At 37.6% G+C, this 24,743-nt stretch carries 25 protein-coding genes, 1 pseudogene and 1 riboswitch; of the genes and pseudogenes, 8 read left to right on the top strand and 18 right to left on the bottom strand.

Translation table 11 applies throughout. The features are described 5' to 3' along the window. Positions 1-482: 482 nt before the first annotated feature. On the top strand, positions 483-965 hold the full coding sequence (locus A6E06_RS08270) for an RNA-binding protein (RefSeq protein WP_065593324.1): 483 nt from the start codon (positions 483-485) through the stop codon (positions 963-965). Here A6E06_RS08270 and murI read toward each other — a convergent pair. The 3 genes from murI to A6E06_RS08255 form a co-directional block, all read right to left on the bottom strand. Next, positions 928-1,716: a glutamate racemase gene (murI, locus tag A6E06_RS08265; protein ID WP_065593323.1), complete on the bottom strand. Its 789-nt coding sequence runs from the start codon at positions 1,714-1,716 to the stop codon at positions 928-930. The genes A6E06_RS08270 and murI overlap by 38 nt on opposite strands. Positions 1,717-1,781: 65 nt before the next feature. Then, entirely contained in the window at positions 1,782-2,453 is a 672-nt protein-coding gene (locus A6E06_RS08260; RefSeq protein WP_065593322.1) for an ATPase, read from the bottom strand. A 57-nt stretch (positions 2,454-2,510) separates the two neighbouring features. Then, complete coding sequence (locus A6E06_RS08255) at positions 2,511-4,355, bottom strand: TonB-dependent receptor domain-containing protein (RefSeq protein WP_065593328.1); 1,845 nt, start codon at positions 4,353-4,355, stop codon at positions 2,511-2,513. Between the two features lie 45 nt (positions 4,356-4,400). Next, a riboswitch (cobalamin riboswitch) is annotated at positions 4,401-4,626 on the bottom strand. A gap of 148 nt (positions 4,627-4,774) precedes the next feature. Here A6E06_RS08255 and trmA point away from each other — a divergent pair. After that, entirely contained in the window at positions 4,775-5,881 is a 1,107-nt protein-coding gene (gene trmA, locus A6E06_RS08250; protein WP_065593321.1) for a tRNA (uridine(54)-C5)-methyltransferase TrmA, read from the top strand. 97 nt (positions 5,882-5,978) lie between these two features. Here trmA and A6E06_RS08245 read toward each other — a convergent pair whose 3' ends face one another. Both A6E06_RS08245 and fabR read right to left on the bottom strand, forming a co-directional pair. Then, complete coding sequence (locus A6E06_RS08245) at positions 5,979-6,353, bottom strand: YijD family membrane protein (RefSeq protein WP_065593320.1); 375 nt, start codon at positions 6,351-6,353, stop codon at positions 5,979-5,981. Positions 6,354-6,411: 58 nt separating this feature from the next. Further along, the gene (gene fabR / locus A6E06_RS08240) at positions 6,412-7,083 is read right to left on the bottom strand and encodes an HTH-type transcriptional repressor FabR (protein ID WP_083190301.1); all 672 of its coding nucleotides are present in this window, start codon (positions 7,081-7,083) and stop codon (positions 6,412-6,414) included. A 233-nt stretch (positions 7,084-7,316) separates the two neighbouring features. Here fabR and sthA point away from each other — a divergent pair, with 233 nt between their 5' ends. Further along, positions 7,317-8,732 carry a Si-specific NAD(P)(+) transhydrogenase gene (gene sthA, locus A6E06_RS08235; RefSeq protein ID WP_065593319.1) on the top strand — a complete coding sequence of 472 codons (1,416 nt, stop codon included), beginning with the start codon at positions 7,317-7,319 and terminating at the stop codon, positions 8,730-8,732. 210 nt (positions 8,733-8,942) lie between these two features. Here sthA and A6E06_RS08230 read toward each other — a convergent pair. The 3 genes and pseudogenes from A6E06_RS08230 to lexA form a co-directional block, all read right to left on the bottom strand. Further along, positions 8,943-9,412, bottom strand: a pseudogene (locus A6E06_RS08230) (MATE family efflux transporter); the annotation flags it as partial. Between the two features lie 161 nt (positions 9,413-9,573). Continuing rightward, positions 9,574-10,368 (bottom strand): class I SAM-dependent methyltransferase, encoded by a 795-nt coding sequence (locus A6E06_RS08225; RefSeq protein ID WP_065593317.1) that lies wholly within the window; start codon positions 10,366-10,368, stop codon positions 9,574-9,576. 138 nt (positions 10,369-10,506) lie between these two features. Next, a complete protein-coding gene (gene lexA / locus A6E06_RS08220; RefSeq protein ID WP_065593316.1) occupies positions 10,507-11,127 on the bottom strand; it encodes a transcriptional repressor LexA in 621 nt (206 codons plus the stop codon). Positions 11,128-11,368: 241 nt separating this feature from the next. On the opposite strand from lexA, the gene plsB reads away from it, so the two are divergent. Continuing rightward, positions 11,369-13,792, top strand: coding sequence for a glycerol-3-phosphate 1-O-acyltransferase PlsB (gene plsB, locus A6E06_RS08215; protein WP_065593315.1), 2,424 nt, complete (start codon positions 11,369-11,371; stop codon positions 13,790-13,792). Between the two features lie 82 nt (positions 13,793-13,874). Here plsB and ubiA read toward each other — a convergent pair whose 3' ends face one another. Both ubiA and A6E06_RS08205 read right to left on the bottom strand, forming a co-directional pair. Then, positions 13,875-14,732 carry a 4-hydroxybenzoate octaprenyltransferase gene (gene ubiA / locus A6E06_RS08210; RefSeq protein ID WP_065593314.1) on the bottom strand — a complete coding sequence of 286 codons (858 nt, stop codon included), beginning with the start codon at positions 14,730-14,732 and terminating at the stop codon, positions 13,875-13,877. Further along, positions 14,732-15,271: a chorismate lyase gene (locus A6E06_RS08205; RefSeq protein ID WP_065593313.1), complete on the bottom strand. Its 540-nt coding sequence runs from the start codon at positions 15,269-15,271 to the stop codon at positions 14,732-14,734. The genes ubiA and A6E06_RS08205 overlap by 1 nt, the downstream gene beginning before the upstream one ends. Positions 15,272-15,392: 121 nt before the next feature. Between A6E06_RS08205 and A6E06_RS08200 the strand changes: the two genes are divergently transcribed. Beyond that, a complete protein-coding gene (locus tag A6E06_RS08200; RefSeq protein WP_065593312.1) occupies positions 15,393-15,803 on the top strand; it encodes a flagellar basal body-associated protein FliL in 411 nt (136 codons plus the stop codon). Between the two features lie 68 nt (positions 15,804-15,871). Here A6E06_RS08200 and glpG read toward each other — a convergent pair whose 3' ends face one another. From glpG to ftsY, 6 genes are all read right to left on the bottom strand, one after another. Then, on the bottom strand, positions 15,872-16,705 hold the full coding sequence (gene glpG, locus A6E06_RS08195) for a rhomboid family intramembrane serine protease GlpG (protein WP_065593311.1): 834 nt from the start codon (positions 16,703-16,705) through the stop codon (positions 15,872-15,874). A 9-nt stretch (positions 16,706-16,714) separates the two neighbouring features. Further along, positions 16,715-17,035, bottom strand: a complete 321-nt coding sequence (glpE, locus tag A6E06_RS08190; RefSeq protein WP_065593310.1) for a thiosulfate sulfurtransferase GlpE — start codon at positions 17,033-17,035, stop codon at positions 16,715-16,717. Positions 17,036-17,458: 423 nt separating this feature from the next. Next, positions 17,459-18,319, bottom strand: a complete 861-nt coding sequence (gene rpoH, locus A6E06_RS08185; protein WP_065593309.1) for an RNA polymerase sigma factor RpoH — start codon at positions 18,317-18,319, stop codon at positions 17,459-17,461. A 219-nt stretch (positions 18,320-18,538) separates the two neighbouring features. Next, positions 18,539-19,492 carry a permease-like cell division protein FtsX gene (ftsX, locus tag A6E06_RS08180; RefSeq protein ID WP_065593308.1) on the bottom strand — a complete coding sequence of 318 codons (954 nt, stop codon included), beginning with the start codon at positions 19,490-19,492 and terminating at the stop codon, positions 18,539-18,541. Beyond that, the gene (ftsE, locus tag A6E06_RS08175; RefSeq protein ID WP_060993993.1) at positions 19,485-20,153 is read right to left on the bottom strand and encodes a cell division ATP-binding protein FtsE; all 669 of its coding nucleotides are present in this window, start codon (positions 20,151-20,153) and stop codon (positions 19,485-19,487) included. Before ftsE ends, ftsX begins: the two co-directional genes overlap by 8 nt. Before the next feature lie 3 nt (positions 20,154-20,156). Continuing rightward, positions 20,157-21,410, bottom strand: coding sequence for a signal recognition particle-docking protein FtsY (gene ftsY / locus A6E06_RS08170; protein WP_065593307.1), 1,254 nt, complete (start codon positions 21,408-21,410; stop codon positions 20,157-20,159). A 70-nt stretch (positions 21,411-21,480) separates the two neighbouring features. Here ftsY and rsmD point away from each other — a divergent pair, with 70 nt between their 5' ends. From rsmD to A6E06_RS08155, 3 genes are all read left to right on the top strand, one after another. Then, complete coding sequence (gene rsmD / locus A6E06_RS08165; protein WP_065593306.1) at positions 21,481-22,083, top strand: 16S rRNA (guanine(966)-N(2))-methyltransferase RsmD; 603 nt, start codon at positions 21,481-21,483, stop codon at positions 22,081-22,083. Then, complete coding sequence (locus A6E06_RS08160) at positions 22,084-22,356, top strand: DUF1145 domain-containing protein (RefSeq protein ID WP_045103140.1); 273 nt, start codon at positions 22,084-22,086, stop codon at positions 22,354-22,356. Positions 22,357-22,493: 137 nt separating this feature from the next. Beyond that, on the top strand, positions 22,494-23,087 hold the full coding sequence (locus A6E06_RS08155; RefSeq protein WP_065593305.1) for a YhgN family NAAT transporter: 594 nt from the start codon (positions 22,494-22,496) through the stop codon (positions 23,085-23,087). A 51-nt stretch (positions 23,088-23,138) separates the two neighbouring features. Here A6E06_RS08155 and A6E06_RS08150 read toward each other — a convergent pair whose 3' ends face one another. Together A6E06_RS08150 and A6E06_RS08145 are read right to left on the bottom strand one after the other, a co-directional pair. Further along, the gene (locus A6E06_RS08150) at positions 23,139-23,381 is read right to left on the bottom strand and encodes a YecH family metal-binding protein (protein ID WP_065593304.1); all 243 of its coding nucleotides are present in this window, start codon (positions 23,379-23,381) and stop codon (positions 23,139-23,141) included. 842 nt (positions 23,382-24,223) lie between these two features. Further along, the gene (locus A6E06_RS08145) at positions 24,224-24,589 is read right to left on the bottom strand and encodes a DUF4145 domain-containing protein (RefSeq protein WP_065593303.1); all 366 of its coding nucleotides are present in this window, start codon (positions 24,587-24,589) and stop codon (positions 24,224-24,226) included. Positions 24,590-24,743 lie beyond the last annotated feature (154 nt).

Below are 24,743 nucleotides of genomic sequence, written 5' to 3'. Positions count from 1 at the left end.
TGATTATTTTTGTTTGAATTTACTTCGAGAAGTAAAAGCAAACTAGTGATTATCAACTCACAAGTGCCCACACAGATTGATTTGGTTAAATTGTTAAAGAGCGTTGTCTTTCAACGACTTAGCGTTTCAGCTTCGTCGTCTCAGGCTGCGTATAATACCGAGCCAGACTTTTAAGTCAAGTGTTATTTAAAACAAAGTTTAAATACTCAAAACTTAATATTCTTCAGGCTTTAACTATTGTTTTTACCTTGGGAATGGATGCGCATTATAGGGAGCTAAAAGTGTTTCGCAAGTACTTTTTCAATATTCCGTCCTAAGTGATTATTTTCTACACAGATCACTTTTTTTCAAACAAAAGCCCTACAAGAAATGAACAATGACTTAATTAGTTGGCAATTGATAAACAATATAAGTAGTATCAATGTGATTTTATTGTTAATTCATCACTTTTTTATTTATTTATTTATTAGACCTTACTTATCATGAAATCTACTAACTCAAATATTGTTATTATTGCTATTGCTGCACTAGGTGCAGGTGCAATGTTGCTATTCCCAACGGTATCTCCCGCTTTTGCTTTCGCTTTCGGCGCAGTAATTACAGGTTTTACATTATTAACCATTAATAAAGACCCAGCTAAGCCAAGTACAAAAATATCTGTTGAAGGTACACCAACAACAGATCAAGCAAGTACAACTCTTTATGTTGGTAACTTGCCTTACCGAGCAAATGAATCAGATGTAAAAGATTTATTTGCTGAATTCGGTGATGTTTTTGCCGTTCGCTTAATGAAAGATAAACGAACAGGTAAAAGAAGAGGCTTTGGTTTTGTTGTTGTTGCAAGTAAAGATACGGATAACGTTATCGAAAACTTAAACAACAACGAATTTGATCAGCGTACACTTAAAGTCCGTATTGCTAATGATCCTAAAACTTCGGGTAATCCAAATATTGAAGAGGACTAAATTCTAGTTCTTTAAATGTTTTATTTAGTGCCTCTTCATTCTTTGTTGAGGCACTACAAAAAACCTCACCTTTCATTACCTCTCTAATTCCCTCATTATTCTCATTTAATAGCTGTTTGACTCTTCTTGCTATCGCCTCACCCGAATCTATAAGAACAACATTCTTATTAAGTACACTTTTGATTTCATTTTTTAAGAATGGGAAATGCGTGCAACCAAGAACGATAGTATCCACCGTTTCTTTCCATGGTAATAAAATGCTCTCTAACTCTTTTAAGTCTACTTTTTTTCCAATCATCTTCTCTTCTGCCATTTCAACTAAACGTGTTGAACCTAATAACTGAACATCGGATATCGGAGCAAAAGATTTAATAAGATCATAAGTGTAGCTGCGCTTTACTGTCGCTGGGGTTGCTAGCAAACCAATTTTCTTAGATACCAACGCCGCAGGTTTAATCGCAGGGACAACACCAACAACTGGAATAGAAAGTTTTTCTCTAAGAGTAGGTAAAACAATTGTACTTGCGGTATTGCACGCGATAACAACGATATCAATAGGAAAGAGACTGCATAGTTGAGCGATGATGTGTGTTGTACGCTCTATCAATACAGATTCAGTTAACTCACCATATGGAAATGCTGCGTTATCGAATGCATAAATATACTTTTCTGAGGGTAATTGTTGTTGGATCTCTTTATATACAGATAATCCACCGACGCCTGAATCAAAAATTAAAATGTGTTTTGGCATAACTAAAACCACAGACTCTATTTAAATCGATATGAGAACTTAAGGGCCTTATCATACCGCTTGCACTATTTTTGTAAAATAGAAGCGCTATAACGTAAATGAGTAAAACGATCTTTTTCATCAATCTTAAGATCTAATAATTGAATTGCTCCTTTAAAACAAGGCGCTTGGATAACTAAAGTATGAAACTCACCGTCCTCACCGCATGGATCTACTTTCTTAGGTAATTCTATTAATAGCTCTTTGGTATATTCTCTACCGCAAAAATAATTACTTAGCTGAGTGCCATCAGTTGTAACTAAAATTGTTCTGATCCCACAAGAAATGATTTCATTTGCCAAATCATAACTAGATTGTCCAACAAGTGGAAAAACACACTCCCAACCGGCTTCTTCTATATAGCTTTTTCGATATTCAACAATCCCATTACAGAACATATCGCCAAAGGCTACTGCATCAAACTCAATTCCACATTCCTTTAAACCAGTGACGACTAAACTTTGATATTCATTATTGGCAGGGAACACGGTAGGCAATTCAATCGTAATTAAAGGCAGATCCGCCAAGTCAGCTTGCATTTGAACAACTGAAATAGGCGTGACTTGAAAAGGGACTTCATTTGCTACATGAGTTGTATATAAAGCAACAACTTCATATTCAGGATTATTAAGCAGACGGATAAGTGTTAGTGTTGAGTCCTTGCCAGAAGACCAACTGATGATAACTTTCTTTTTCATATATACCTCAGAAAAGAAAAAACCGCCGATGAATGGCGGTTTAAGTAAATGTATAACTTAGAATTTATATGTTGCCGTTCCATAATAACTACGTTCTTGTGTATTATAACCACCCGCAGTTTCATATTCCTCATTAAACATATTAGCAATTCGAGCGCTTACCGAAAAATAGTCCGTTATAAAATAAGTTCCAGCAAGGTCAAAAAGTGAATACGAATCAAGCATATCACCACCAGAATAATCTAAGCGTTCACCTTGATATAAATAACTCAAATCAAATAGGAAATCATTAATTGCATATGAACTATTCCATTTTCCACTCTTTTTTGCTCTTCGTGCTAAAACCTCACCAGTTTCTTCATTTTTAGGATCCATCCAATCAAAACTCACTTGATGGAAAATTGGTCCTGTATCAAAACTACTGGATATTTCTATTCCTTCAATTGTTGCTTTATCTACATTCTCACTAGGTTTGCCATAAGCAATTAAATCTGTAATTTTATTTTTATATGCAGCTAAACGAACAGTAGCTAACGAATAATCAACAATAAGTGCAACTTCCATATTTTCTGATTGTTCTGGCTTTAAATTTGGGTTGCCACTATCGCCATAAATAGGGTTAGTTGAATAAAGATCATTAAATGTAGGAGCTCTAAATGCAGTTCCTGAATTAAAAGTAAGTTTATAATGTTCTATAACTTGGTAGCCAACACCAAATTGCCACGTTGTATTGTTGCCATAACGCTGATTATCATCATTTCTTAAACTAGCTTCCAACTGGAGGTCGTCTTTTTGATAAACTCCCGTGACAAAACCGGCTAAATTTGTTCTTGAGGTTTCATCAAATGTTGCAGCATCTGTTGAATTAGATACATCATCTTTATACCAATCAATACCACCTCCAACATTTAACTCATTGGTTAATTGATAAAAGCTATTCAAATAAATAGAGTCGCGCTGAGTTTCAAAAACAGCATCAGTATAAACACCAGCCCAAGAACTATAAGAATGTTCATCATTATGATCCTGATTAGTTGCCACAACTAATGACGTTACCCATTTATCCGTTTTATATTCATTACTCAAAGCTACATTATAATTCTTACTATCTTTATATGACGCAGCTGGATCATAATCAACTGAACCTTCGCTATAATCAATATTTACTCGGCTAGTAAAAGATTCTGAGAATTTATATGCTAATTCTAAAGATAAATTATTACTTTCAAATCCATCATTATCACTATCTTTACTAGGATCATAATAACTATTCGATTCACTATATGCAGAAAAGCCATCTTCTTTTTCTTGGCTAACTGCTACTTTTACATATAAATTATCATTTACTTTTGTACTTGTTACTGCACTTAGTTGTTGATATTGATTAGAACCAAAACCACCACTAATTTCTGTATATTCATCCGTTGTTGATGTGATTATATTAATTACACCACCAATAGCATCTGCACCATAAATAGCAGTACGAGGCCCTCTAATATACTCAACTCTTTCTACACCATTTAATGAAATAGCATTAATAGCAGCAACGCCTGAAGTTGCACTACCTAATCTCACCCCATTCATTAAAATAAGTACATGATCAGATTCTGTTCCACGAATAAATAAACTCGTTTTCTGACCATAACCACCATTTTTTCCAATTTGAACACCTGGCAGTCGACGTAGTACTTCATCAAGAGATTTAGCTTGCATCGCTTCAATTTCTTCTTTAGTAACCACTTCTACTGGCGCAATTACATCTTTAGTCGACTGCTCAAATCGATTAGCAGTAACAACCATTATTTCATCAGTTTCAGTTGTGGTGTTTTGGGCAAATACAGGGGAAGTATAGGCGTGAGAAAGCAGCGACACTATTGCAGTCGCAAGGGCAGTTTTTTTCATTTCCATTGTTTCCTAAAATCGCGTTAAGTCCATATAGCAATACCTCATGTATTGCATATTGCTGGCAGGTCTTCGGACTTGAGAGCAGTTAGCCTACGGTACTCACTTCCCATTTTTTATCTCTACATCCATTGATAAAGAAAAATAATAGTGTGGTTCGTGTACCTTCGTTCTCTCTTACCGCTGCGCGTCAGTTCTGGATTTTCACCAGATTCCCTTTTCAGGCTATTCTCAAAGATGAAAATAGCGCACCAACATGGGCGAAATAGTAATGGCGTGCGTTATATTTGTCTAGGTTTATGCGCTTAATATTCCAACACTGAACCAATTAGTTTCGGCCAATAACACACAAAGACTGGACAACAGATCTCTATCGCATAAAATCGGCGCTCTTATTTTGAGCAGCGTGAGGCAAGACAATGACACAATCCGTCATGAACCCAGAAAATTATCAAGTACAACTAGATGAAAAAGCAGAAACACTGTCTGCAATATTTTCTGAATTCGACGTTCCTGAACTGGAAGTCTTTTCTTCTCCTGCTGAAAACTACCGTATGCGAGCAGAGTTTCGAATTTGGCATGAAGGTGACGACATGTATTACGTCATGTTCGATCAAAAAACAAAAGAGAAATACCGTGTAGATTATTTCTTACCTGCCACTCGTCTTATTAATGACTTAATGCCACTTCTTGCCGAAGCAGTAAAAGAAAGTAAAACATTGCGTTATAAAATGTTCCAAGTGGATTTTTTATCAACTTTAAGCGGTGAGATTTTAGTTTCTATGCTTTATCACCGTCAATTGGATGATGCATGGAAAGAAGAAGCAAAAGCACTGAAACAACGCTTAAATGATGAAGGCTTCAACTTAAATCTTATTGGTCGTGCTCGTAAGATGAAAATCGTACTAAACCAAGAGTTTGTAATTGAAAAACTTAAAGTAAACGATGACATCCTGACTTATAAGCAAGTTGAAAACAGTTTTACTCAACCTAACGGTGTTGTTGCACAAAAAATGTTGGAGTGGGCGGTAGACTGTACTCAAAACAGTCAAGGTGATTTATTAGAACTTTACTGTGGTAATGGTAACTTTTCTTTAGCCTTAGCTAAAAACTTTGATCGTGTACTAGCAACTGAACTAGCAAAACCCTCTGTTGAATCTGCGCAATACAATATTGCAGCAAACAATATTGATAATGTTCAAATTATACGTATGTCAGCAGAAGACTTTACCGATGCAATGGAAGGTAAACGTGAATTTAGACGTTTAAAAGATCAAAATGTTGATTTAAAAAGCTATAACTGTAATACCATTTTTGTCGATCCACCACGTTCTGGTATGGATGAAGGCACTTGTAAAATGGTGCAAGGTTACGAGCGTATTATGTACATCTCTTGTAATCCAGAAACGCTAAAAGAAAACCTGGAAATTTTAAGCAAAACACATAACATTACTCGTTTTGCTCTTTTTGACCAATTCCCATATACACATCACATGGAAGCAGGTGTGTTTTTAGAAAGAAAATAATACTCAAAAATTAAGAACATAAAAAAGGCCCAGAACATTATATTCTGAGCCTTTTTTAAAATTCTAGTATTAATTCATTTTATCCAAATATGAATAATTAAAGCTCTGTGACTTCTTCTTTCTTTTTCAAGACGCCCATTTTAATCCCAACCCAAAGCAATAACCCTAATGCCACCATAATTGAGAAGAAATTTGAGCCAATTTCAGGATATTGTGCTTTTACAAAAGCAGAATGTCCAAATAAACCAACAAAGAAACAAGCAACCGCTATCAATGATGTATCTTCAGTTTCTGGCTGACGTAGATATTCTTGATATAAACCTTGAGCAGCAAGAACCAATGCAATAATAGGAAAAATTGAAAATGCAATTTCAGTTACCGTAAATCCAACCCATACAGCATTTAAACAAAGACCTGTCACCACTGATAGCACTAATGTTTTACGTTCATTCCTACTGTTTTCATGTGTCATGTTTATCACCTCTTTATAGACATTGATTCACTGTGACCAATGCATCTACATTCTATTTCTAATTTTCTTTTCGATACAAGTAAGCACCTTTCGAAAGCATCCGTAATTGGAATATCAACCGTCTTGAAAGTTCTTCTCTATGAGGTGCATCAAGATCCAATGCTTCCGCCCCTGAACTAAAGACCAAAGTTACCGATGCTTCAGCTTGAACTGATGCTTCTTCACGAGCAACACCTGTTGTGGCAATTAAATATTCAGTTAGTTCCGCTACAAAATGTTGAATTTCTCTTGCTACAGCAGCTCGAAATGCGGGTGATGTTCCTGAACGTTCACGTAATAACAATCGAAATACGTTCGGACTACCTTCAATAAATTCCATGAAAGTTTCCACCGATGTGCGGATAACGCTTCCTTCTACCACAATACGCTGTCTAGCTTGGCGCATTAATTGACGTAAGATTAATCCTCCTTCATCAACTAAAGTTAAACCCAATTCATCCATATCTTTAAAATGACGATAAAATGAGGTTGGTGCAATACCGGCTTCTCGAGTAACTTCTCGTAAGCTTAAACTCGTAAAACCTCTTTCAGCACATAATAGGCAAAAAGCAGAATCAATGATGGTTCGACGTGTTCTTTCTTTTTGTTGTGCTCGCACACCTTTTGCTGTTACTGGTCGCTTTACTTCTGATACGGCATTAAGATCATCCGCTTCAAATTCAGGATACATATTTTTTACCGTATATTTTACAATTTAATTAAATGGGTATCACAAACTTTCGCTTACCCACATTATGGATTTCTACCGTGCGATGTAAATAATGAAATCCATAATCATCCAGATTTCCATAAACAACGTGATCCTCTCCACTCTATCTTACTCACTTGATTTACCAAACGAATGAAAAGGTTAATATGGTTAGCTAGCAATGTTGCGAGATTGATAATAATAAGGCACCAATAATGACTAACTCACCCCCTACACATTCAACCCACTTTGATGCCATCGTAATAGGGAGTGGTCCAGGGGGGGAAGGGGCAGCTATGGGATTAACCAAAGCAAACCTAAATGTGGCCATTATTGAAAGAGAGCCAAGTGTTGGTGGAGGTTGTACCCACTGGGGAACCATTCCATCCAAAGCACTGCGTCATGCTGTTAGCCGTATTATCGAGTTTAACTCCAATCCTCTTTACTGTAAGAATAATACCAGTCTTCATTCTACTTTTTCGGATATTTTAGGGCATGCAAAAAGTGTTATAGATAAACAAACTAGAATGAGACAAGGATTTTATGACCGTAACCAATGCTCGCTCATTTTTGGTGAAGCCAGTTTTGTTGAAAAAAATACTATCGCAGTAAAAGCAAAAGACGGCTCAATAGAAACCTACACCGCAGATAGGTTCATTATCGCAACGGGTTCTCGTCCCTACCGCCCTGCTGGTGTTAACTTCAACCATAGCCGCGTTTATGATAGTGACTCAATTTTGTCATTAAAGCATGACCCACGCCATATCATTATTTATGGAGCAGGGGTTATTGGTAGTGAGTACGCGTCTATCTTTAGAGGGTTAGGTGTGAAAGTTGACTTAGTGAATACTCGCGATCGTTTGCTCTCCTTTTTAGACAATGAAATGTCTGACGCCCTCTCTTATCATTTTTGGAATAGCGGGATCGTTACCCGTAATGACGAAACCTTTGAAAAGATTGAAGCCAGTGATGACGGTATTGTGATGCACCTTGAGTCTGGTAAAAAAATGAAAGCCGACTGCATCTTATTTGCCAATGGTAGAACGGGAAACACAGACAAATTAAATCTATCCGCGGTTGGGCTAGAAGCCGATTCCCGTGGACAACTTAAAGTTAATGGCAACTACCAAACCCTAGTTGATCACATTTATGCGGTTGGTGATGTTATTGGTTACCCTAGCCTTGCAAGTGCCGCTTATGACCAAGGACGTTTCACCGCTCAAGCCATTACTAAAGGAAAAGCAGAGGCTCAATTAATTGATCATATCCCTACAGGTATTTATACCATCCCTGAAATTAGCTCTGTAGGAAAAACAGAACAAGAACTAACAGCAGCAAAAGTACCATATGAAGTTGGAAGAGCCTCCTTCAAACATTTAGCTCGCGCTCAAATTGCTGGAATGGATATTGGCAGTTTAAAAATCCTTTTCCATCGTGAAACCAAAGAAATTTTAGGCATACATTGCTTTGGTGAACGTGCTGCTGAAATCATTCATATCGGTCAAGCCATTATGGAACAAAAAGGCGAAGCCAATACTATTGAGTATTTTGTCAATACTACATTCAACTATCCAACAATGGCTGAAGCCTATCGTGTTGCGGCTCTAAACGGATTAAACCGACTCTTTTAAATCAAAAAATAGAGCTATATACATCAGAAGATAACAAAAGGGATTAAGCATGACTTAATCCCTTTTTAGTTTAACTATCAATACAATAAAGCATTTGGCCTATGATAGGAAAATTGCTTTTTTCCATTGAATAGAAAAGGTAATCGCTGAACTAACGCCACGCATCGCCACAAACATTGAATTTCTCATCTCAGAACCTTTTGTTGCCCCTACAAAAATACCATCTAGCAAGAAGCACCACATAGAGACTAATGGCATTGCTACTAGCCACATAGGGTAACGCGCATTTTGCGTTCCGAGTAACCAGCCCATGATGACAAAATTACTCAACGCAGCTGGCGCACTCCATATACGAATAGAAAAATATTGATCTGCATATAACTTAACTTCTGGTGTTGCATCACTGAAAGAAAAAATAGCATAAGAGAGAGATTGATGAAAAAGAAGTAAAACAAATGAAAAACACAGAGCTAAGAAAATGCCCTGAGAAAAAGTCTGACTCAACATGGTTTTATTCTCAGCACCATACGCCTGAGCTGATAATCCAGTCGTCGCCATACGTAGAAAACCTAGCAGCCAAAATGTCACACTGATCATCGTGCCGCCAACAGCAACACCACCTAAATACCACGCATGATCTAAATGCCCAATAACGGTATGGTGATATTTGAAAGAACCATCGGAATAGCTAACGCCAGAACTTGCCGATGCAAAGAGATATTTCTTAATTATTTCCACATTGGAGCGTACCGATTGAAAAAAGTAACAACAGTATTATTTTCTTTCGATCCTAAACCTTTGCACAATTGAATTTTTTAATAAGACAATTGTTATAACACCATTACCAATTCATATAGATCAACAGCGGTGTGACTCGATGTTTAAACAAAGGAAATTTAGCTAGCCATCGTTGCCATACTTTCCATCTTCCGCAGTCATACTCTATTGGTGATTTTACTGAGAAACTATCTATCCACGGTAACCACCCTGTGAAATGTTGTTTAGGTAGATGTAATCCATGCTTATATTCAATACAACCAAGCTTTTTGCCTATCATAGTATTACAACGATCACCCGCCACCACGAATAACGCTTCAGCATGATGAAAACGACGACCTAATAATTGTATAAATTTAGCTAATTGTATTTCATTACATTCTAGTAAGGCGTGCTCACAGACAATCATTAAAGGCACTTCATTAGGAACAGGGAGATTATCGACCCAACTCTCTTCCATCGCAGAGCCACAGCGTAAATAATAACGTTCATTGGTATGAAATAGCTTTTGACGCCAAAGAAGGTTTTCATTGATATCTAATTCAAGCCAATGACATCGACCATTATCCAAACGATAAAATCGAGTATCTAATCCAGCGCCAACATTAACGACCCAACCAGACGGATGGCGTTTAAGAAATTGCGATACTTGTTGGTCACATTGAACTGTCAGAGTAGCGTGTAATAATTGCTTTTGATCGATATCTCCAGAGAGACATTCAGAAGAAAGGTGGCAATGTCGACATGCCGCAGCAGCGATAGGATCATAAATTAATCCATTATCGATCATACTTTCGCGGCTTCTCAACCAAAGAGGCTGAAGTAGGCGGGAAGGAACTTTATGGCCGATCTGTGTCATTATCATCTCCTATGAAAGAGATTTAATGATAATGACTATCATTACCACTTGTAAAGCGCTATTTCATCTCAACAAGCGATAATGACAATTTAATAATAACTTCCTAAGCAGTAACCCTGGCTGTTATCTAAGTTTAGATTACATCCATGTCGTGCTACGGATAACGCCGACAGCAAGACCTTCAATACTTAAACTTTGTGATGTTAAATCCACTTCAATTGGAGCAAACTCTTCATTCTCTGCATGAAGAAAAACCATAGAGCCTTTTCGCTCTAAGCGTTTTACTGTCACATCATCATCTACCCTAGCGACAACAACTTGCCCATCACGAACATCTTGTGTTTTATGCACTGCGAGTAAATCACCATCCATAATACCAATGTTTTTCATGCTCTCACCGTTTACTCGTAACAAGAAATCGGCTTGTGGTTTAAACATTCCAGGGTCAACTTGATAATGGCTCTCTACATGCTCTTGAGCTAGAATCGGTTCACCCGCAGCTACTTGACCAATCAGGGGCACACCAAGATTTTCATCTTCCGCTTCTTGTAAAAGAATACGAATACCTCGAGAGGCGCCGGGAATAATCTCGATAACCTGCTTACGAGCCAACGCTTTTAAGTGCTCTTCTGCCGCATTCGCTGAGCGAAACCCCAACTCACGAGCAATCTCTGCGCGTGTCGGTGGCATTCCAGTGTCATCAATTTTTGCTTTGATTAGCTCAAAGACTTCTTGCTGTCTTGCCGTTAGTGGCTTCATAACTCACCTGTTTGTTTATACAGTTAACTGTGAGTATATACAGCTGTGCTATGCTTTGAAAGACCTACTGATTAAAAATAAGACAAAGTGAGCCTCTTTTCTGTCATATTAATCGTACTATTGGAGATTCTGTGTTCATTTCTATTAAAAGGTTTGACCAGTTCTGCTATTCTTGCCAACAAATTGTAAGCATCTATATATAACCGACTGCTCGGTACATAACTAAGGCGTTATTGTCATTATGTCTACAGGACAAACTATTTATCACTCTTTGCTAAAGTTACCCTTATCGGTAATGGTGAAGAGTAGCTCGATTCCATCGAATCCAATTGAAGACCTTAAGATAGATCTTGAGCGTCCAATTATTTATGCACTGCCATTTCGCTCACATGTTGATTTGCTAACATTACAAAAAAGCGCATTAGAATTAGGACTGCCCGATCCTCTTTCACCACTTGAAATGGACGGTGTTGAATACCCTCGCTATGTATTCACCTCTATTGGCCCAAAGATATTTGAAACAGATGATGATCTTCCACAGGAATCACTAGATTTATTTAAAGTGGTATTGAAATACCACGCAGATAATCCAAGTGTAGATTTCCAATTAATTCCAACATCTATCTTATGGGGAAGAAGACCTGGCAAAGAAGGGACAAATAACCCTCATTTAATGCCTCTTAACGCACCTCAAAAATTCATTACACTAATTAAAGCTGGCCGTGATTCAACTGTGCGTATTAGCCCTGTAGTGTCTTTACGTTACATGGCAGATAACCATGGGGCAGATGAAGCCATTGCTCATAAACTGGCTCGTGTGGCAAAGATTCACTTCTCTCGCCAAAAGTTAGCAGCGTCAGGGCCTAACCTTCCTAATCGCCAAGCACTCTTTAATCGCTTATTAAAATCTCAAGCTATTGAAAAAGTGATTTTAGAAGAAGCAAAAATACGAAATGTAGACGTAGAAAAAGTACGTAAAGAAGCCATGGGGATCATGGAAGAAATCGCGACTAATTTTTCTTATTCACTTATCAAGAATGGTAACCGCTTACTCAAATGGTTATGGAATCGTTTATACCAAGGTTTAAACATCAATAATGCAGCAACGGTACGTAAACTGGCACAAGAAGGCCATGAAATTGTTTACGTTCCCTGTCACCGTAGCCATATGGATTACCTATTACTGTCTTATGTGCTTTATCATGAAGGATTAGTGCCACCACACATTGCCGCAGGTATTAACTTAAACTTCTTCCCTGCTGGACCAATTTTCCGTCGTGGCGGTGCTTTCTTTATTCGTCGTAGCTTTAAAGGCAACCGTCTGTATTCAACGATCTTCCGTGAGTATTTAGCAGAGCTATTTGCTAAAGGGTATTCAGTAGAATATTTCAGCGAAGGTGGGCGTTCACGCACAGGTCGCTTATTAGAAGCAAAAACCGGTATGTTAGCAATGACAGTGCAAGCAATGTTACGTGGCTTAAATCGCCCAGTAACACTCGTACCTGTATATATCGGCTACGAACACGTAATGGAAGTAACGACTTACGCTAAAGAACTGCAAGGTAAGCGCAAAGAAAAAGAAAATGCAGGACAAGTACTACGCACTATTCGTAAACTGCGTAACTTTGGCAAAGGCTATGTAAACTTTGGTGAACCGATTTCTTTAAATCATTACTTAAATGAGCACGCGCCTAATTGGTCTGAATCAATCAATCCAATTGAGCCACAAAAGCCAGAGTGGATGATCCCTGTTGTTAATGGCATCGCAAATAAGATGATGACACATATAAATGATGCGGCAGCAGCCAATGCATTAACCTTATGTGCAACCGCTTTACTTGCTGCTCGTCAGCGCGCATTAAGTAAGGAAGATCTAACAGAACAACTCGATTGCTACTTACAACTGCTGCGTAATATTCCTTATTCAAAAACAGCAACTGTTCCAGCAGAAAGTGCAGATGAATTATTAAAACACGCCATTGCTCTTGATAAATTTGTTATTGAGAAAGATACATTAGGGGAAATTATTTCATTGGATAGAAACCAATCTATCCTAATGACCTATTACCGTAATAACATTATTCATCTATTTGCATTGCCATCATTAATCGCAAAATTAGTGGTTCAATCTCGATCTATTTCTGTAGATAATCTCCAAAAGCAGATTCAAACAATCTACCCGTTCTTAAAAGCAGAATTATTTCTGCATTATGGTCAAGATGAGTTAGCCGATGTAGTGAATCTACATATTGAGGAATTAGTACGTCAAAAGTTAATCGTAAAAGAAAATAACCTTTTACAGCTTAACGCTACCAATATTCTTAAACTTCACTTATTAGCTCATACTATTTCAGAAACTCTGCAGCGTTACGCTATTGCACTTACGCATCTGCAAGCCTCTCCTGAATTAGATAAAAGTGAATTAGAAGAACAAAGCCAAATAATGGCTCAACGTCTAAGTCGTCTACATGGCATCAATGCACCTGAGTTCTTTGACAAAGGTGTTTTTGGTATTTTGTTTAATAGCTTAAAAACAGAAGGCTACTTGGATAGCGACGGTAACGCAGTACTAGAGAAAGTGGCGCCATTCGCACACGATATATCGAAACTATTAACGCCAGAGATTAAGCTAACAATCCAAGCGGTTATGAATAAAGACGATTAAATATCTTTTAAATACAAAAAAGCCAGTATGACATTTCTTATTGAAAGTATCATACTGGCTTTTATTTTATCAATTAAGGTATCTAAATCAGCACACTGGCACTAATTGCAGCAAAGACTAAACCACCCACATAATTATTATTTAAGAACGCCTTAAAGCACGCCTCTCTTTCTCTGCCTTTAATTAACCATTGTTGATAAACAAAAAAACCTGCGGCTGCCAATACTCCCCAGTAATACATACTTGAAAGCGCTAACTCAGAACCAAGAACAATCAATAACGCCAATACACTTAATTGCAGTAGGCCTACGATGAGCTTATCGAACCGACCAAATAATATCGCTGTCGATTTAATCCCAATCTTAAGGTCATCATCTCTATCCACCATGGCATACTGGGTATCATAGGCAATAGTCCACAACGCATTTATCACAAACAACAACCAGGCTTCAGGTGGCACTTGATTAGATTCTGCTGCGTACGCCATTGGGATAGCCCAACTAAATGCGAGCCCTAAAACAAATTGAGGTAAGTAAGTCACTCGTTTCATGAAAGGGTAAGCAACCGCAAGAACTATCCCTATCCCAGAAAGCATAATCGTTAAAGTATTCATGGTTAATACTAATAAAAATGAACACACCACTAAAACAGCAAAAAGCGTTAATGCTTCTTTTGATGAGATTAATCCAGAAGGTAGTGGACGATTAGCGGTACGTTTTACATGACCATCCACTTTGCGATCAGCAAAATCATTAATTACACACCCAGCAGAGCGCATAAATAAAACACCCAATACAAATACAATCAGCACATGCCAATCAGGTAACCCATCTGCCGCTAAAAACAATGCCCACAATGTTGGCCATAAAAGCAATAAAGAACCGATAGGACGATTCATTCGAGTTAATTGCCAAAACGCTTGTGCTTTTGACGTGGTCATTATTCAACTTCCTTTGAGTAAATAGGCGCATTAGGTAAAAATAATTCCGCCACCAACATAGGTTTTTCATTCATCCATAAACGAGAACGTCGAGCAAATAGCATTCCTTTCTCTGTTTCAATCTTTCCGACTTGTAGCTTGTCTCTGTGTGCACTTAGAGCACTAAACACGGTAATACCTAATGGTACGTGACCTTGACGAGTTAAATCATGCGGCTGGTCTTGAAGCGATGATAACGGGATCAACGTTCTACCATATACCCACGATTGTTGATCTCCCTTTAGAATAACTTTTCGACGCAAACACACTTCATTACCCAGAAGTTCTAATTCTACTTCCGTTAATGTTTCTGGATTCACATGTGTATTATCTAATACCGATACAGACAACAATTGGCAATGTTGCTCTAGACGGCGTGATAATGAATCTAATCCAAGCAGCCAGTATTGCTGCCATTCATTATGACACTCAAAGGTATCGGCATCTTGCCACCATACTTTTTTAAGTACCGAGGCACACCAAGAATTGATCTCTGACATATTCTCTATAACATCTCTCACATATATCAATTATATTGAGAGATTACGGTTAATTTTTTCTCACAACGGCCGACTATTGTAACAAGTAATATAATAAATTGACTGACGAATGGATTAGAAAATGACAAAGAAATCATTATTTGTAGGGTTGCTGCTAATTATTAGCCAACTTTTTTCCCCTGCGGTTTTGGCAGCGGAAGACTCGACACCTCAAATGGGCTACTTTACTTTAGCCCCAGACCTAACAACAAACTTTGTTACTAAAGGGAAAAAACTCGGCTACATTCAAATTCGAGTCGATATCCTAGTGGCCGATAGCCGCGATTTACCTAGCTTAGAGCACCATAATCCACAAATTAGAAATTCATTAGTTGACGTTCTAGGCCAACAACCAGAGCAACGAATTAAATCACTAGCGGGACGAGAAGAAATAAGAAAAGAATGTTTAACTGCAATCAATGAAATCCTTTTAACTGAAACAGGAAAAACCTTAGCGGTAGATTTACTTTTTACTAAGTACATATATCAATAACATTCTGTTCAATTCAAAAAAAGGAGCCTGGTATTTCTACCTAGCTCCTTTTTTGTATAAAAATATAACTACGCTTTTTTAAATTTGCTATCAATCAGAGCAATAACACACCCTGAAACTAAACCAACAAGATGTGCAGTATTCGCTATCGCCATAAAAGGTTGAGCATAACCTAGAATAATCCACGCTAGCATAAAACCAACTATAGGCTTAGAGACTGAAATCCCTTTCTTAGGTGATAACCAACCAATAAACCAAGAATACCCTAATAAGGCATATACAACGCCAGATAGCCCGCCAAAGTTTGCACCGTCTATCCAATATTGTCCTAACCCAGAAAACAACGCTGAAAATAAAAATAACTGCACTAATTTAGTTCGACCTAAGCGCAGTTCAATATCTCCACCTAACTGCCACCACCACAATAAGTTAAAAATAATATGCATCGCCGAAAAATGAAGTAGCGCATGAGAGAACCAACGCCATATCTCTATACTTTGCGATGGGCTAGCCGGAAAATGCAATGCTTGAAAAATCGAATTATTCCATCCCAACTGCTGTAGAGCAAAAATGACAATACAAATAGCCATGATGAATAAAGTAAAAGCGCCTGCTTTGGCTTTAATCATCTTCATCAGATCAGGAGAACCATAAGTAAATTTAGCGGTGCGAGTCTCTGCCATCTCCCATGATGCTGATTGATATTTTTTGTCATTAGGGTTACTTAAAAAAGCCTGTAACTCTGATTCAACTTCTAATAAATACGTATCATCAGACACAACCCATAAAGCAAACTGACCTTCACCCTCAGGCATCATACGAATATCGATTTGGCGCGAAGCCATGTAATCAATAAACGCTTGCCCTGCTCTTGGATTAGATAATGCCATTAATCTCTGCATATAATTTTATTACTCCACAGGTAAGCCCGCTTTATGCCAACCTTCAAATCCACCATCCACACTATACACTTCATCATAACCCTGATTAATCAAGTATTGCGCAGCGCCTTGACTACTGTGACCGTGATAACACATCACTAATACAGGCTGTTCAAAATCAACGCTATTCATCAACTCAACAATTGTATCGTTAGTTAAATGAAAAGCACGATCTACATGTCCACGGTTAAATGATTGAGGATCTCTTATATCAACAATCACGGCGTTGAGATCGTGATTCATTAACTTCGCTTGTGCGTCTTCTACTGATATATGTTGAAATTGTTCCATCTTAGGCTTTTCTCTCAATTTTTTATTTATTGTACTCTCGATTAACCACAAGAAAAACACAGAGTATGTAAGGGTTAAGCAAAGTTATTCACAGGGTTATTATCCACACCATTTATAGCGACAAATTTAACTGTTCATTTTTTAACCCCCTGTGGAAAAGCTTGTGGATTACGTTGATAAAGTGTTTTTTTAATTTTAGATCCACAACATGTAGTAAAGATCCTTTTTAATGTGTGGATATAAATCAACCTCCCAAGCCCCCATATCATCTGGCTTTTCGTCTTTTTATATAAGATCTAAACAGATAACACCCTGCTTATACACAAGAATTGAATTTCTAATATATCGAACTTCGATCTAAAATTCAGATAAAAAAAAGGCTGACCTCTTTCGAGATCAGCCTTTCTATAGAATTAGAGTTAACTAAAAAACATCACCAACCGCATCTTTTAGTTTTTTCATTGCATTTTTTTCAAGTTGACGAATACGTTCCGCAGAAACTTGGTAAGTGTCTGCTAATTCTTGTAAAGTCACCTTCTCATCAGTTAACCAACGAGATTGTACGATATGCTGACTACGATCATCTAGGGTAGCAATTGCATTCGCTAAACGATTATTTGTGTAATCTTCCCAGTTATCTTCTTCTAAAGAATGAGCAACGTCTGATTGCTTATCCTCTAAGTAATAAACTGGCGCAGTAAATGCCATATCTCGATCATCATCTTCTGCTGGTGCTTCAAACGTAGAATCTTGTGCAGCAAGACGAGATTCCATCTCTCTCACCTCAGAAGGCGCAACACCAAGATCTCTAGCAACCGCTTCAACTTCGCCGTTATTAAACCAGCCAAGACGTTTTTTATTCTTTCTTAAGTTAAAAAACAGTTTACGCTGTGCTTTTGTTGTCGCTACTTTCACTATGCGCCAATTTCTCAGTACATACTCATGAATTTCAGCTTTAATCCAATGCACAGCAAAAGAAACCAAACGTACACCCACTTCTGGGTTAAACCGTTTTACTGCTTTCATTAGGCCAACGTTACCTTCTTGGATAAGATCCGCTAAAGGTAGGCCATAACCTGAATAACCACGGGCTACATGCACGACGAAACGAAGGTGAGATAAAATAAGCTCTTTAGCTGCTTCTATTTCTTCTTTATAGTGTAAACGCTCAGCCAGTTCACGCTCTTCTGTTACCGTTAGCATCGGATAACTATTAACAGATCTCAGATAGCTGTCTACACTATCCTGTGAAATAGCAGCCATTGAATACATCTCTTTCGACATTCAAATCCCCATTTATATCTAGGTATTACTTAACTTAACCCTGCAATGATGTACTTAAAATAAACAGACTGCAAGTGAAAGGCGGGAAATTATCCACACTTTATAGACTAATTTCTGTTAAGTAAGTTCAGCTTTTAACAAAATGAATACAAAAAAACCGTTAATTCAATGAATTAACGGTTCATAAGATCTAAGTTAGCGTAGATACGATCATTGTAACTAAACAGGTTCAATCTCTTTCAGATGTCGTAATACGGATATACGAGCGGCAAGTAAGCCCAGAAATGACGATAACATTAATAGCAGCAAGCTTTCATCCCAAGTTAACCCAATCAATCTAAATACACTGTCATAAAGTACGGCTACATTATCAACCGCACCATTTAACGTGATTGTGATAATAGCGGTTAATAGCCAAGCAACAAAGCCACCTAATAAACCAAACCACATCCCTGTATATAAGTATGGGCGTAGAATAAAAGTATTCGTTGCACCCACTAACTTCATGACTTGGATTTCATCTTTTTGCTCTAATACATTAAAGCGTAATGTATTACCCACAATTAAGAAGACCGCTACAAACATTAAGATTGCAAGCGTAGTAGCTACAACCACCGCAACATGCTTAATCGCATCTAATCTTGCCAACCAATCATCATCTAAACGCACTTCATTAACATAAGATTGTAATTTCAAACGACTCACAAGCTGATTTACTTGCTCAGTACTTTGCCACTCTGTTTTTGGAGAAACAATCAATACCGCAGGTAAAGGGTTACTGTCTAACAATGTTAATGCTTGCTCAAACCCAGAATGTTCACTCAGCTCTTTTAACCCCTCTTGTGGAGAGATGTATTGAACTGCGTCGATTTCTTTCCAATCTTCAAGCTCCGACTTTAATGCTTGAACCTTAGACTCAGGCACTTCTTGTTGTAAATACAAGCTCACCTGTGAAGGCGCTTGCCATTTCGAAGCGACAATAGTTAGGTTTTTACCGACTAAATACATGCTTGATGGCAAAGTTAATGACATTGCAATAACAGCAAGAGTCAGTAAATTACCTAATGGGCGACGCAGCAACTCTTGAAAAGACAGTTTTGCTTGTTTCTTATGAGTCGCCCAAAAACCATCGCTTGACGATCCTTGGGTATTTTTTGGTTTACGTTTAGCCATGATCAGAAACCTCACGTAAACACCCTTGGTGTAAATCAAAACGACGGTATTTATTGCCACCAATTAACGACAAATCATGCGACGCCATTAATACACTGACTCCAACTCGATTAAACTCAGCAAATAAATTAAATACTTGGCGAGATAACTGAGGATCCAAATTACCGGTAGGCTCATCGGCCAACAATAACATGGGTTTATTTACCACCGCTCGTGCAATACCGACACGCTGTTGCTCACCACCAGATAGCTGCATTGGATAACTTTTTGCTTTATCTAACAGTCCAGTTTTATCTAACGCAGCAGAAACACGGCGTTTAATATCATTTTCACGAACGGATTCAACACGCATTGGTAATGCTACATTATCAAACACGGTTCGGTTCATTAATAATTTATGATCTTGAAATACAATCCCGATATTACGACGTAAAAAAGGGATGTCTTGATTAGAGATCTTAGTAATGTCATGGCCATTAAATAAAATCTTACCATCACTCGGACGCTCAATAGCACAGATCAATTTCAGCAAGGTACTTTTACCTGCACCTGAATGACCACTTAAAAAAGCCATCTCACCTCTATTAAGGTGAAAATTTACTTTTTGTAATGCTGGGCGACCACCTCGATAGGCTTTTGATACTTGCTGAAATCGAATCACGCGTTATTCCTCACGACTAAACAGTGCATCAATAAAATCTTGCGCCACAAATGGACGTAAATCATCGATACCTTCACCAACACCAATATAACGAATTGGGATCTGAAATTGATCGGCAATAGAGAAGATAACGCCACCTTTTGCTGTGCCGTCTAATTTAGTCAACGTAATACCGGTTACTGGCGCAACATCACTAAATAATTTGGCTTGGCTAATGGCATTTTGTCCCGTACCAGCATCAAGCGTTAACATCACTTCATGCGGCGCTGTTGGGTCAATCTTCTGCATTACACGAACGATTTTACGCAATTCTTCCATTAAATTGCTCTTATTTTGGAGACGACCCGCAGTATCTGCAATTACAACGTCTACTTTTCGAGCTTTTGCCGCTTCAATTGCATCATAAATCACCGAAGCACTGTCTGCTCCCGTGTGTTGTGCAATAACAGGAACATCGTTACGTTGACCCCATACTTGAAGTTGCTCAACCGCAGCAGCACGGAATGTATCACCCGCCGCTAAAATGACTGATTTCCCGTCATTCTGGAATTGCTTTGCTAACTTACCAATTGTCGTTGTTTTACCAACGCCATTAACCCCAACCATTAAAATAACGTGAGGCATATTCTTTTCATCAATTTCTAATGGTTTTTCAACTTTAACTAAAATCTCAGCCATTTCTTCTTTTAATAGGCCATATAAAGCTTCACCATCTTTTAAATCACGTTTGCTTGCTTTTTCCGTTAAGCTATTAATGATTTTAACCGTGGTATCCATGCCCACATCAGCAATCAATAACTGTTCTTCTAATTCTTCAAATAGATCGTCATCTATTTTTTTACCACTGAATAAACCAAAGAAACCCGCACCAATATTTTCTTTAGTACGTTGTAAGCTGCGTTTTAGTCGAGCAAAAAAACTTTCTGTTGGCTTTTCTTGCACTTCTTCTATTACAGACTCAGTTTTTAATTCAACAAGTGGCTCTTCAACTTGTTGTTCTTCTACTTTATCAGCGTCTTCTTCAGATATATCATCAATAACGTTATCGTTATTTTCTGTTGCATCTTCATTCGCTTTACGCTGTTCAAGTTCAGTGTCTTCCACTACACTCTCTGTGGCGCTATCTTCTATAGATGGGGCTTGAGAAAGTGTATCGGTATTTTCTACTGATTGTTGCTCTACGGTTGGTTGTTCGGCTTTTTCTTCATCACCAAAACCTAACCAAGACAATAATCCGCGTTTCTTTTTGCCTGTCATTGGGAAATCCTAGAATTAAATTGGTACCATTTTCTCGTATACTATCACTTTCTGAGCGGTCAAAAAATCTATGCTTAAACGTAAACAACATTCATCTCGCACTTCTGGCACAAATGGTCGCTCTGGAAGCATTCGTATTATCAGCGGACGCTGGCGTGGACGCAAACTTCCAGTACATGACGCTGAAGGATTAAGACCAACAACTGACCGAGTAAAAGAAACGGTTTTTAACTGGTTGGCTCTTGATATTCCTCGCGCTCGCTGCCTAGATCTTTTTTCTGGCAGTGGTAGCTTAGGTTTTGAAGCGGCGTCTCGTGGTGCAGAAAAAGTCGTCATGCTTGAATTAAACAAACAAGCTCATGCTCAATTAAAACAAAATGCAGATAGTTTAAAAGCAGATAATATTGAACTTCATCATACTGATGCCCTTATTTTTTTAGATAAACCTGCAAGCCCATTTGATGTCGTTTTTATTGATCCTCCATTTAGAAAAGATTTATTAGAAGCAACGCTAACAAAATTAGAAAGCAATGGATGGCTAGCGGCAAATGCAATGATATACATTGAAGCAGAAAAAGAACTCGGATCTTTACCTGTACCTGCTCATTGGCGCTTACATCGAGATAAAACAGCAGGACAAGTCACCTTTAAATTATATGAAAGAGAGGAATAGATGAAAGGATTGATCATTCTAACCAAAATAGCGCTGGGGTGTGTTTGGTTAATATTATTACTTAACTTATTTATGCCGTTCCCAGGTAAAGGAGCAATTGCACTTTATATTCTAACGGCCTTCTTATTTATGATGCATGGATTACAAATGCTTATCTTTATCGGTGCTTTTGGCGATAAAATTTCAATGAGTCGATGGGAAAAATGGTCCATTCTTATCTTTGGTGTTTTTGCCCTGCTTGATATTAGAAAAAAACACATGATGGATAAATAACACTCTCATAAAAATTCAATTAAGGAGCAGATATTGCTCCTTTTTTACGCCTCGTTCACCTGCTTTCCTCCTATTTCAATTAATTATCTATGTTATGCTCTCATTTTATTTTACGACTTTAATCTTGGTACTCATTTATGGAAACTCTTTCTGCAGCAGTCATGCTTTTTCTGATCATGGATCCAATGGGTAACTTACCTGTTTTCACTTCTATTCTTAAACACGTAGAGAAAAAAAGAAGACGTATTATTTTAATTCGAGAACTTCTTATTGCTCTTGCCATTATGATGGCTTTTCTTTTTATGGGAGAGCAGATACTCAATTTCCTAAGCTTGAAAAAAGAAGCCGTTTCTATTTCAGGTGCGATTATTCTATTTTTGATTGGTTTAAAAATGATTTTCCCGCCAGAAGGGGGATTAGGTGCGAGCTTAGGTGCAGGGGATGAACCTTTAATTGTTCCTCTGGCAATACCTATGATTGCCGGTCCTTCTATTCTTGCTACTTTATTATTACTTGCTCACCAAGAACCTGACCGAATGATTGATTGGAGCCTAGCACTCATCGGAGCTTGGTCTGTCACGACGGTTATTTTAATGTTCTCAGAGTTATTCCAACGAATTGTCGGCGAAAAAGGCCTCGCAGCCATTGAAAGGCTTATGGGTATGCTGTTACTGATGATTTCGGTACAAATGTTCTTAGATGGTATTACAAGCTACTTTACACACGTTTAATCCCTAGTTTGAAAAAAAGGCCGCATTTATGCGGCCTTTTTTGTATTCATACTAATGGTTACACATGCGATCAGGGTTTGCAGTTAAACCCGACTCAACTTCCACAACCTTTCTTTTCGATAATAGAAATTCAAGCAATTCATTTAAGCTTAAATCGTGTTGGCTGCAAGTATGGAAACATACATCGCTGCCAAACTCTGTTTCTATTTTCTCTTCTAACGCTAAACGAGAAAGAGGCTCAGGTGCTTCTAATAGGAGGTTTAGAACGACATGACCATGAATATCTTGCTTCATACTTTATTCTTCTTTAAAAAACGAAATCATAGAATAACAAAAAATAAATGAGTCCTTATGATCAACCTCATTCACTTACACACTTATGCGTAATTATCCAAGAAGGGCGACTTACCCCACCAGGCTGACTCAACACAATAAAATCACAAACAGATAAGAAACAGGTTACTTATCAAACAGCAACGAAACCCTCAAAAAATCAAATTAAATCCAATTAAATCAACCACATAAAAACAAACAAAAAACATTTAATCAAAATAATGTATAAAAAAACGCCTTCAACATTTAATGTTTAAGTAAGATATTTCATGTTTTAAGGCCCAATGACACAATACACAGTAAAAAATAAGATATATCAATCTTATAAAAAACATAAAAACCAAGATAGAAGAGCACAGAGAAGATAAAGCCCGAAACAACACTAAAACTATACGCTTAATTAATAAACCATAAAAAACGGCTAAAAAACCATTTAAATCAACACCTTAAATAAGATTAACATAATAAACACACAATAAACCACAATAACAACAGACAAAAGAACACCTTAACCCTCTATAAAAATGCTACTTTTGTCATGTAAAAGTTATTTTTTTAAGCTTTTGACACCCCAGGTATTGATCAACAACCAAAAATGATGGTATTCTATTTACCAAGCAATGAGTGAAGACATTAAAGGAGAATAGTAATGATTACTTCATCGCAAAAACAAGGACTTATGATGATCGCAGTAGTTGTTGGACTAATGACCCTTCCAATGATGTACTAACTGCATTCAAATAAGTTTATATAAAAAAACGGACGCTAAGGCGTCCGTTTTTTTATATTCAAAATACATAAATTTAAAATAAATGCTTAATATTATCCCAGTGAATCAGATAGATAGCTGCAGAAGCCAACGTTGATACTAAAACAATACCAGCGACAAGCTTCCATAAAAAACGACTCGCTCTTGGTGTTAATATATCGTTCATTTCAATACACGTCGCTTTGAAGTCAGACTTATCTTCTAACTTATAGCCTTCTTCATGCACTACCTTATTTCTCATAGTTGCAATAAAGCGTAGTTTTCCAATCACCCCATGAGGTAAACGTTCCTCACAGCTAGTGATAAGTTGGTGAAGTCCCTTTCCTTCCGCGTGATAATGCGTCTTTAATAAAGATTCAATTTTTCGACTTTGTTTTACAACAAGATCAATATCAGACATATCACTCTCCTAATCTTTAATTCTGAATATCTCTTTCTACTTTATACCACTCTAACGGCTATTTCTCTTCCTCAACCTAAGAGGATATTTAAATTGCTGCATAAAATAATAGGAGATAATACATCAACAGTATTCGAGCCAGATCCCAGTTCGG

The organism is Aliivibrio sp. 1S175 (genome assembly GCF_001690985.1).
Lineage (GTDB): Bacteria > Pseudomonadota > Gammaproteobacteria > Enterobacterales > Vibrionaceae > Aliivibrio.
Note: the sequence above shows the minus strand (reverse complement) of the source record. Positions and strands in the feature narration are given on the sequence as shown.

What these genes read in the sequence shown, in the direction of transcription:
- A6E06_RS08270 (WP_065593324.1), top strand. Translation starts at nt 483, where the DNA reads ATGAAATCTACTAACTCAAATATTGTTATTATTGCTATTGCTGCACTA.
- murI (WP_065593323.1), bottom strand. Translation starts at nt 1,716, where the DNA reads ATGCCAAAACACATTTTAATTTTTGATTCAGGCGTCGGTGGATTATCT.
- A6E06_RS08260 (WP_065593322.1), bottom strand. Translation starts at nt 2,453, where the DNA reads ATGAAAAAGAAAGTTATCATCAGTTGGTCTTCTGGCAAGGACTCAACA.
- A6E06_RS08255 (WP_065593328.1), bottom strand. Translation starts at nt 4,355, where the DNA reads ATGAAAAAAACTGCCCTTGCGACTGCAATAGTGTCGCTGCTTTCTCAC.
- trmA (WP_065593321.1), top strand. Translation starts at nt 4,775, where the DNA reads ATGACACAATCCGTCATGAACCCAGAAAATTATCAAGTACAACTAGAT.
- A6E06_RS08245 (WP_065593320.1), bottom strand. Translation starts at nt 6,353, where the DNA reads ATGACACATGAAAACAGTAGGAATGAACGTAAAACATTAGTGCTATCA.
- fabR (WP_083190301.1), bottom strand. Translation starts at nt 7,083, where the DNA reads ATGTATCCTGAATTTGAAGCGGATGATCTTAATGCCGTATCAGAAGTA.
- sthA (WP_065593319.1), top strand. Translation starts at nt 7,317, where the DNA reads ATGACTAACTCACCCCCTACACATTCAACCCACTTTGATGCCATCGTA.
- A6E06_RS08225 (WP_065593317.1), bottom strand. Translation starts at nt 10,368, where the DNA reads ATGACACAGATCGGCCATAAAGTTCCTTCCCGCCTACTTCAGCCTCTT.
- lexA (WP_065593316.1), bottom strand. Translation starts at nt 11,127, where the DNA reads ATGAAGCCACTAACGGCAAGACAGCAAGAAGTCTTTGAGCTAATCAAA.
- plsB (WP_065593315.1), top strand. Translation starts at nt 11,369, where the DNA reads ATGTCTACAGGACAAACTATTTATCACTCTTTGCTAAAGTTACCCTTA.
- ubiA (WP_065593314.1), bottom strand. Translation starts at nt 14,732, where the DNA reads ATGACCACGTCAAAAGCACAAGCGTTTTGGCAATTAACTCGAATGAAT.
- A6E06_RS08205 (WP_065593313.1), bottom strand. Translation starts at nt 15,271, where the DNA reads ATGTCAGAGATCAATTCTTGGTGTGCCTCGGTACTTAAAAAAGTATGG.
- A6E06_RS08200 (WP_065593312.1), top strand. Translation starts at nt 15,393, where the DNA reads ATGACAAAGAAATCATTATTTGTAGGGTTGCTGCTAATTATTAGCCAA.
- glpG (WP_065593311.1), bottom strand. Translation starts at nt 16,705, where the DNA reads ATGCAGAGATTAATGGCATTATCTAATCCAAGAGCAGGGCAAGCGTTT.
- glpE (WP_065593310.1), bottom strand. Translation starts at nt 17,035, where the DNA reads ATGGAACAATTTCAACATATATCAGTAGAAGACGCACAAGCGAAGTTA.
- rpoH (WP_065593309.1), bottom strand. Translation starts at nt 18,319, where the DNA reads ATGTCGAAAGAGATGTATTCAATGGCTGCTATTTCACAGGATAGTGTA.
- ftsX (WP_065593308.1), bottom strand. Translation starts at nt 19,492, where the DNA reads ATGGCTAAACGTAAACCAAAAAATACCCAAGGATCGTCAAGCGATGGT.
- ftsY (WP_065593307.1), bottom strand. Translation starts at nt 21,410, where the DNA reads ATGACAGGCAAAAAGAAACGCGGATTATTGTCTTGGTTAGGTTTTGGT.
- rsmD (WP_065593306.1), top strand. Translation starts at nt 21,481, where the DNA reads ATGCTTAAACGTAAACAACATTCATCTCGCACTTCTGGCACAAATGGT.
- A6E06_RS08160 (WP_045103140.1), top strand. Translation starts at nt 22,084, where the DNA reads ATGAAAGGATTGATCATTCTAACCAAAATAGCGCTGGGGTGTGTTTGG.
- A6E06_RS08155 (WP_065593305.1), top strand. Translation starts at nt 22,494, where the DNA reads ATGGAAACTCTTTCTGCAGCAGTCATGCTTTTTCTGATCATGGATCCA.
- A6E06_RS08150 (WP_065593304.1), bottom strand. Translation starts at nt 23,381, where the DNA reads ATGAAGCAAGATATTCATGGTCATGTCGTTCTAAACCTCCTATTAGAA.
- A6E06_RS08145 (WP_065593303.1), bottom strand. Translation starts at nt 24,589, where the DNA reads ATGTCTGATATTGATCTTGTTGTAAAACAAAGTCGAAAAATTGAATCT.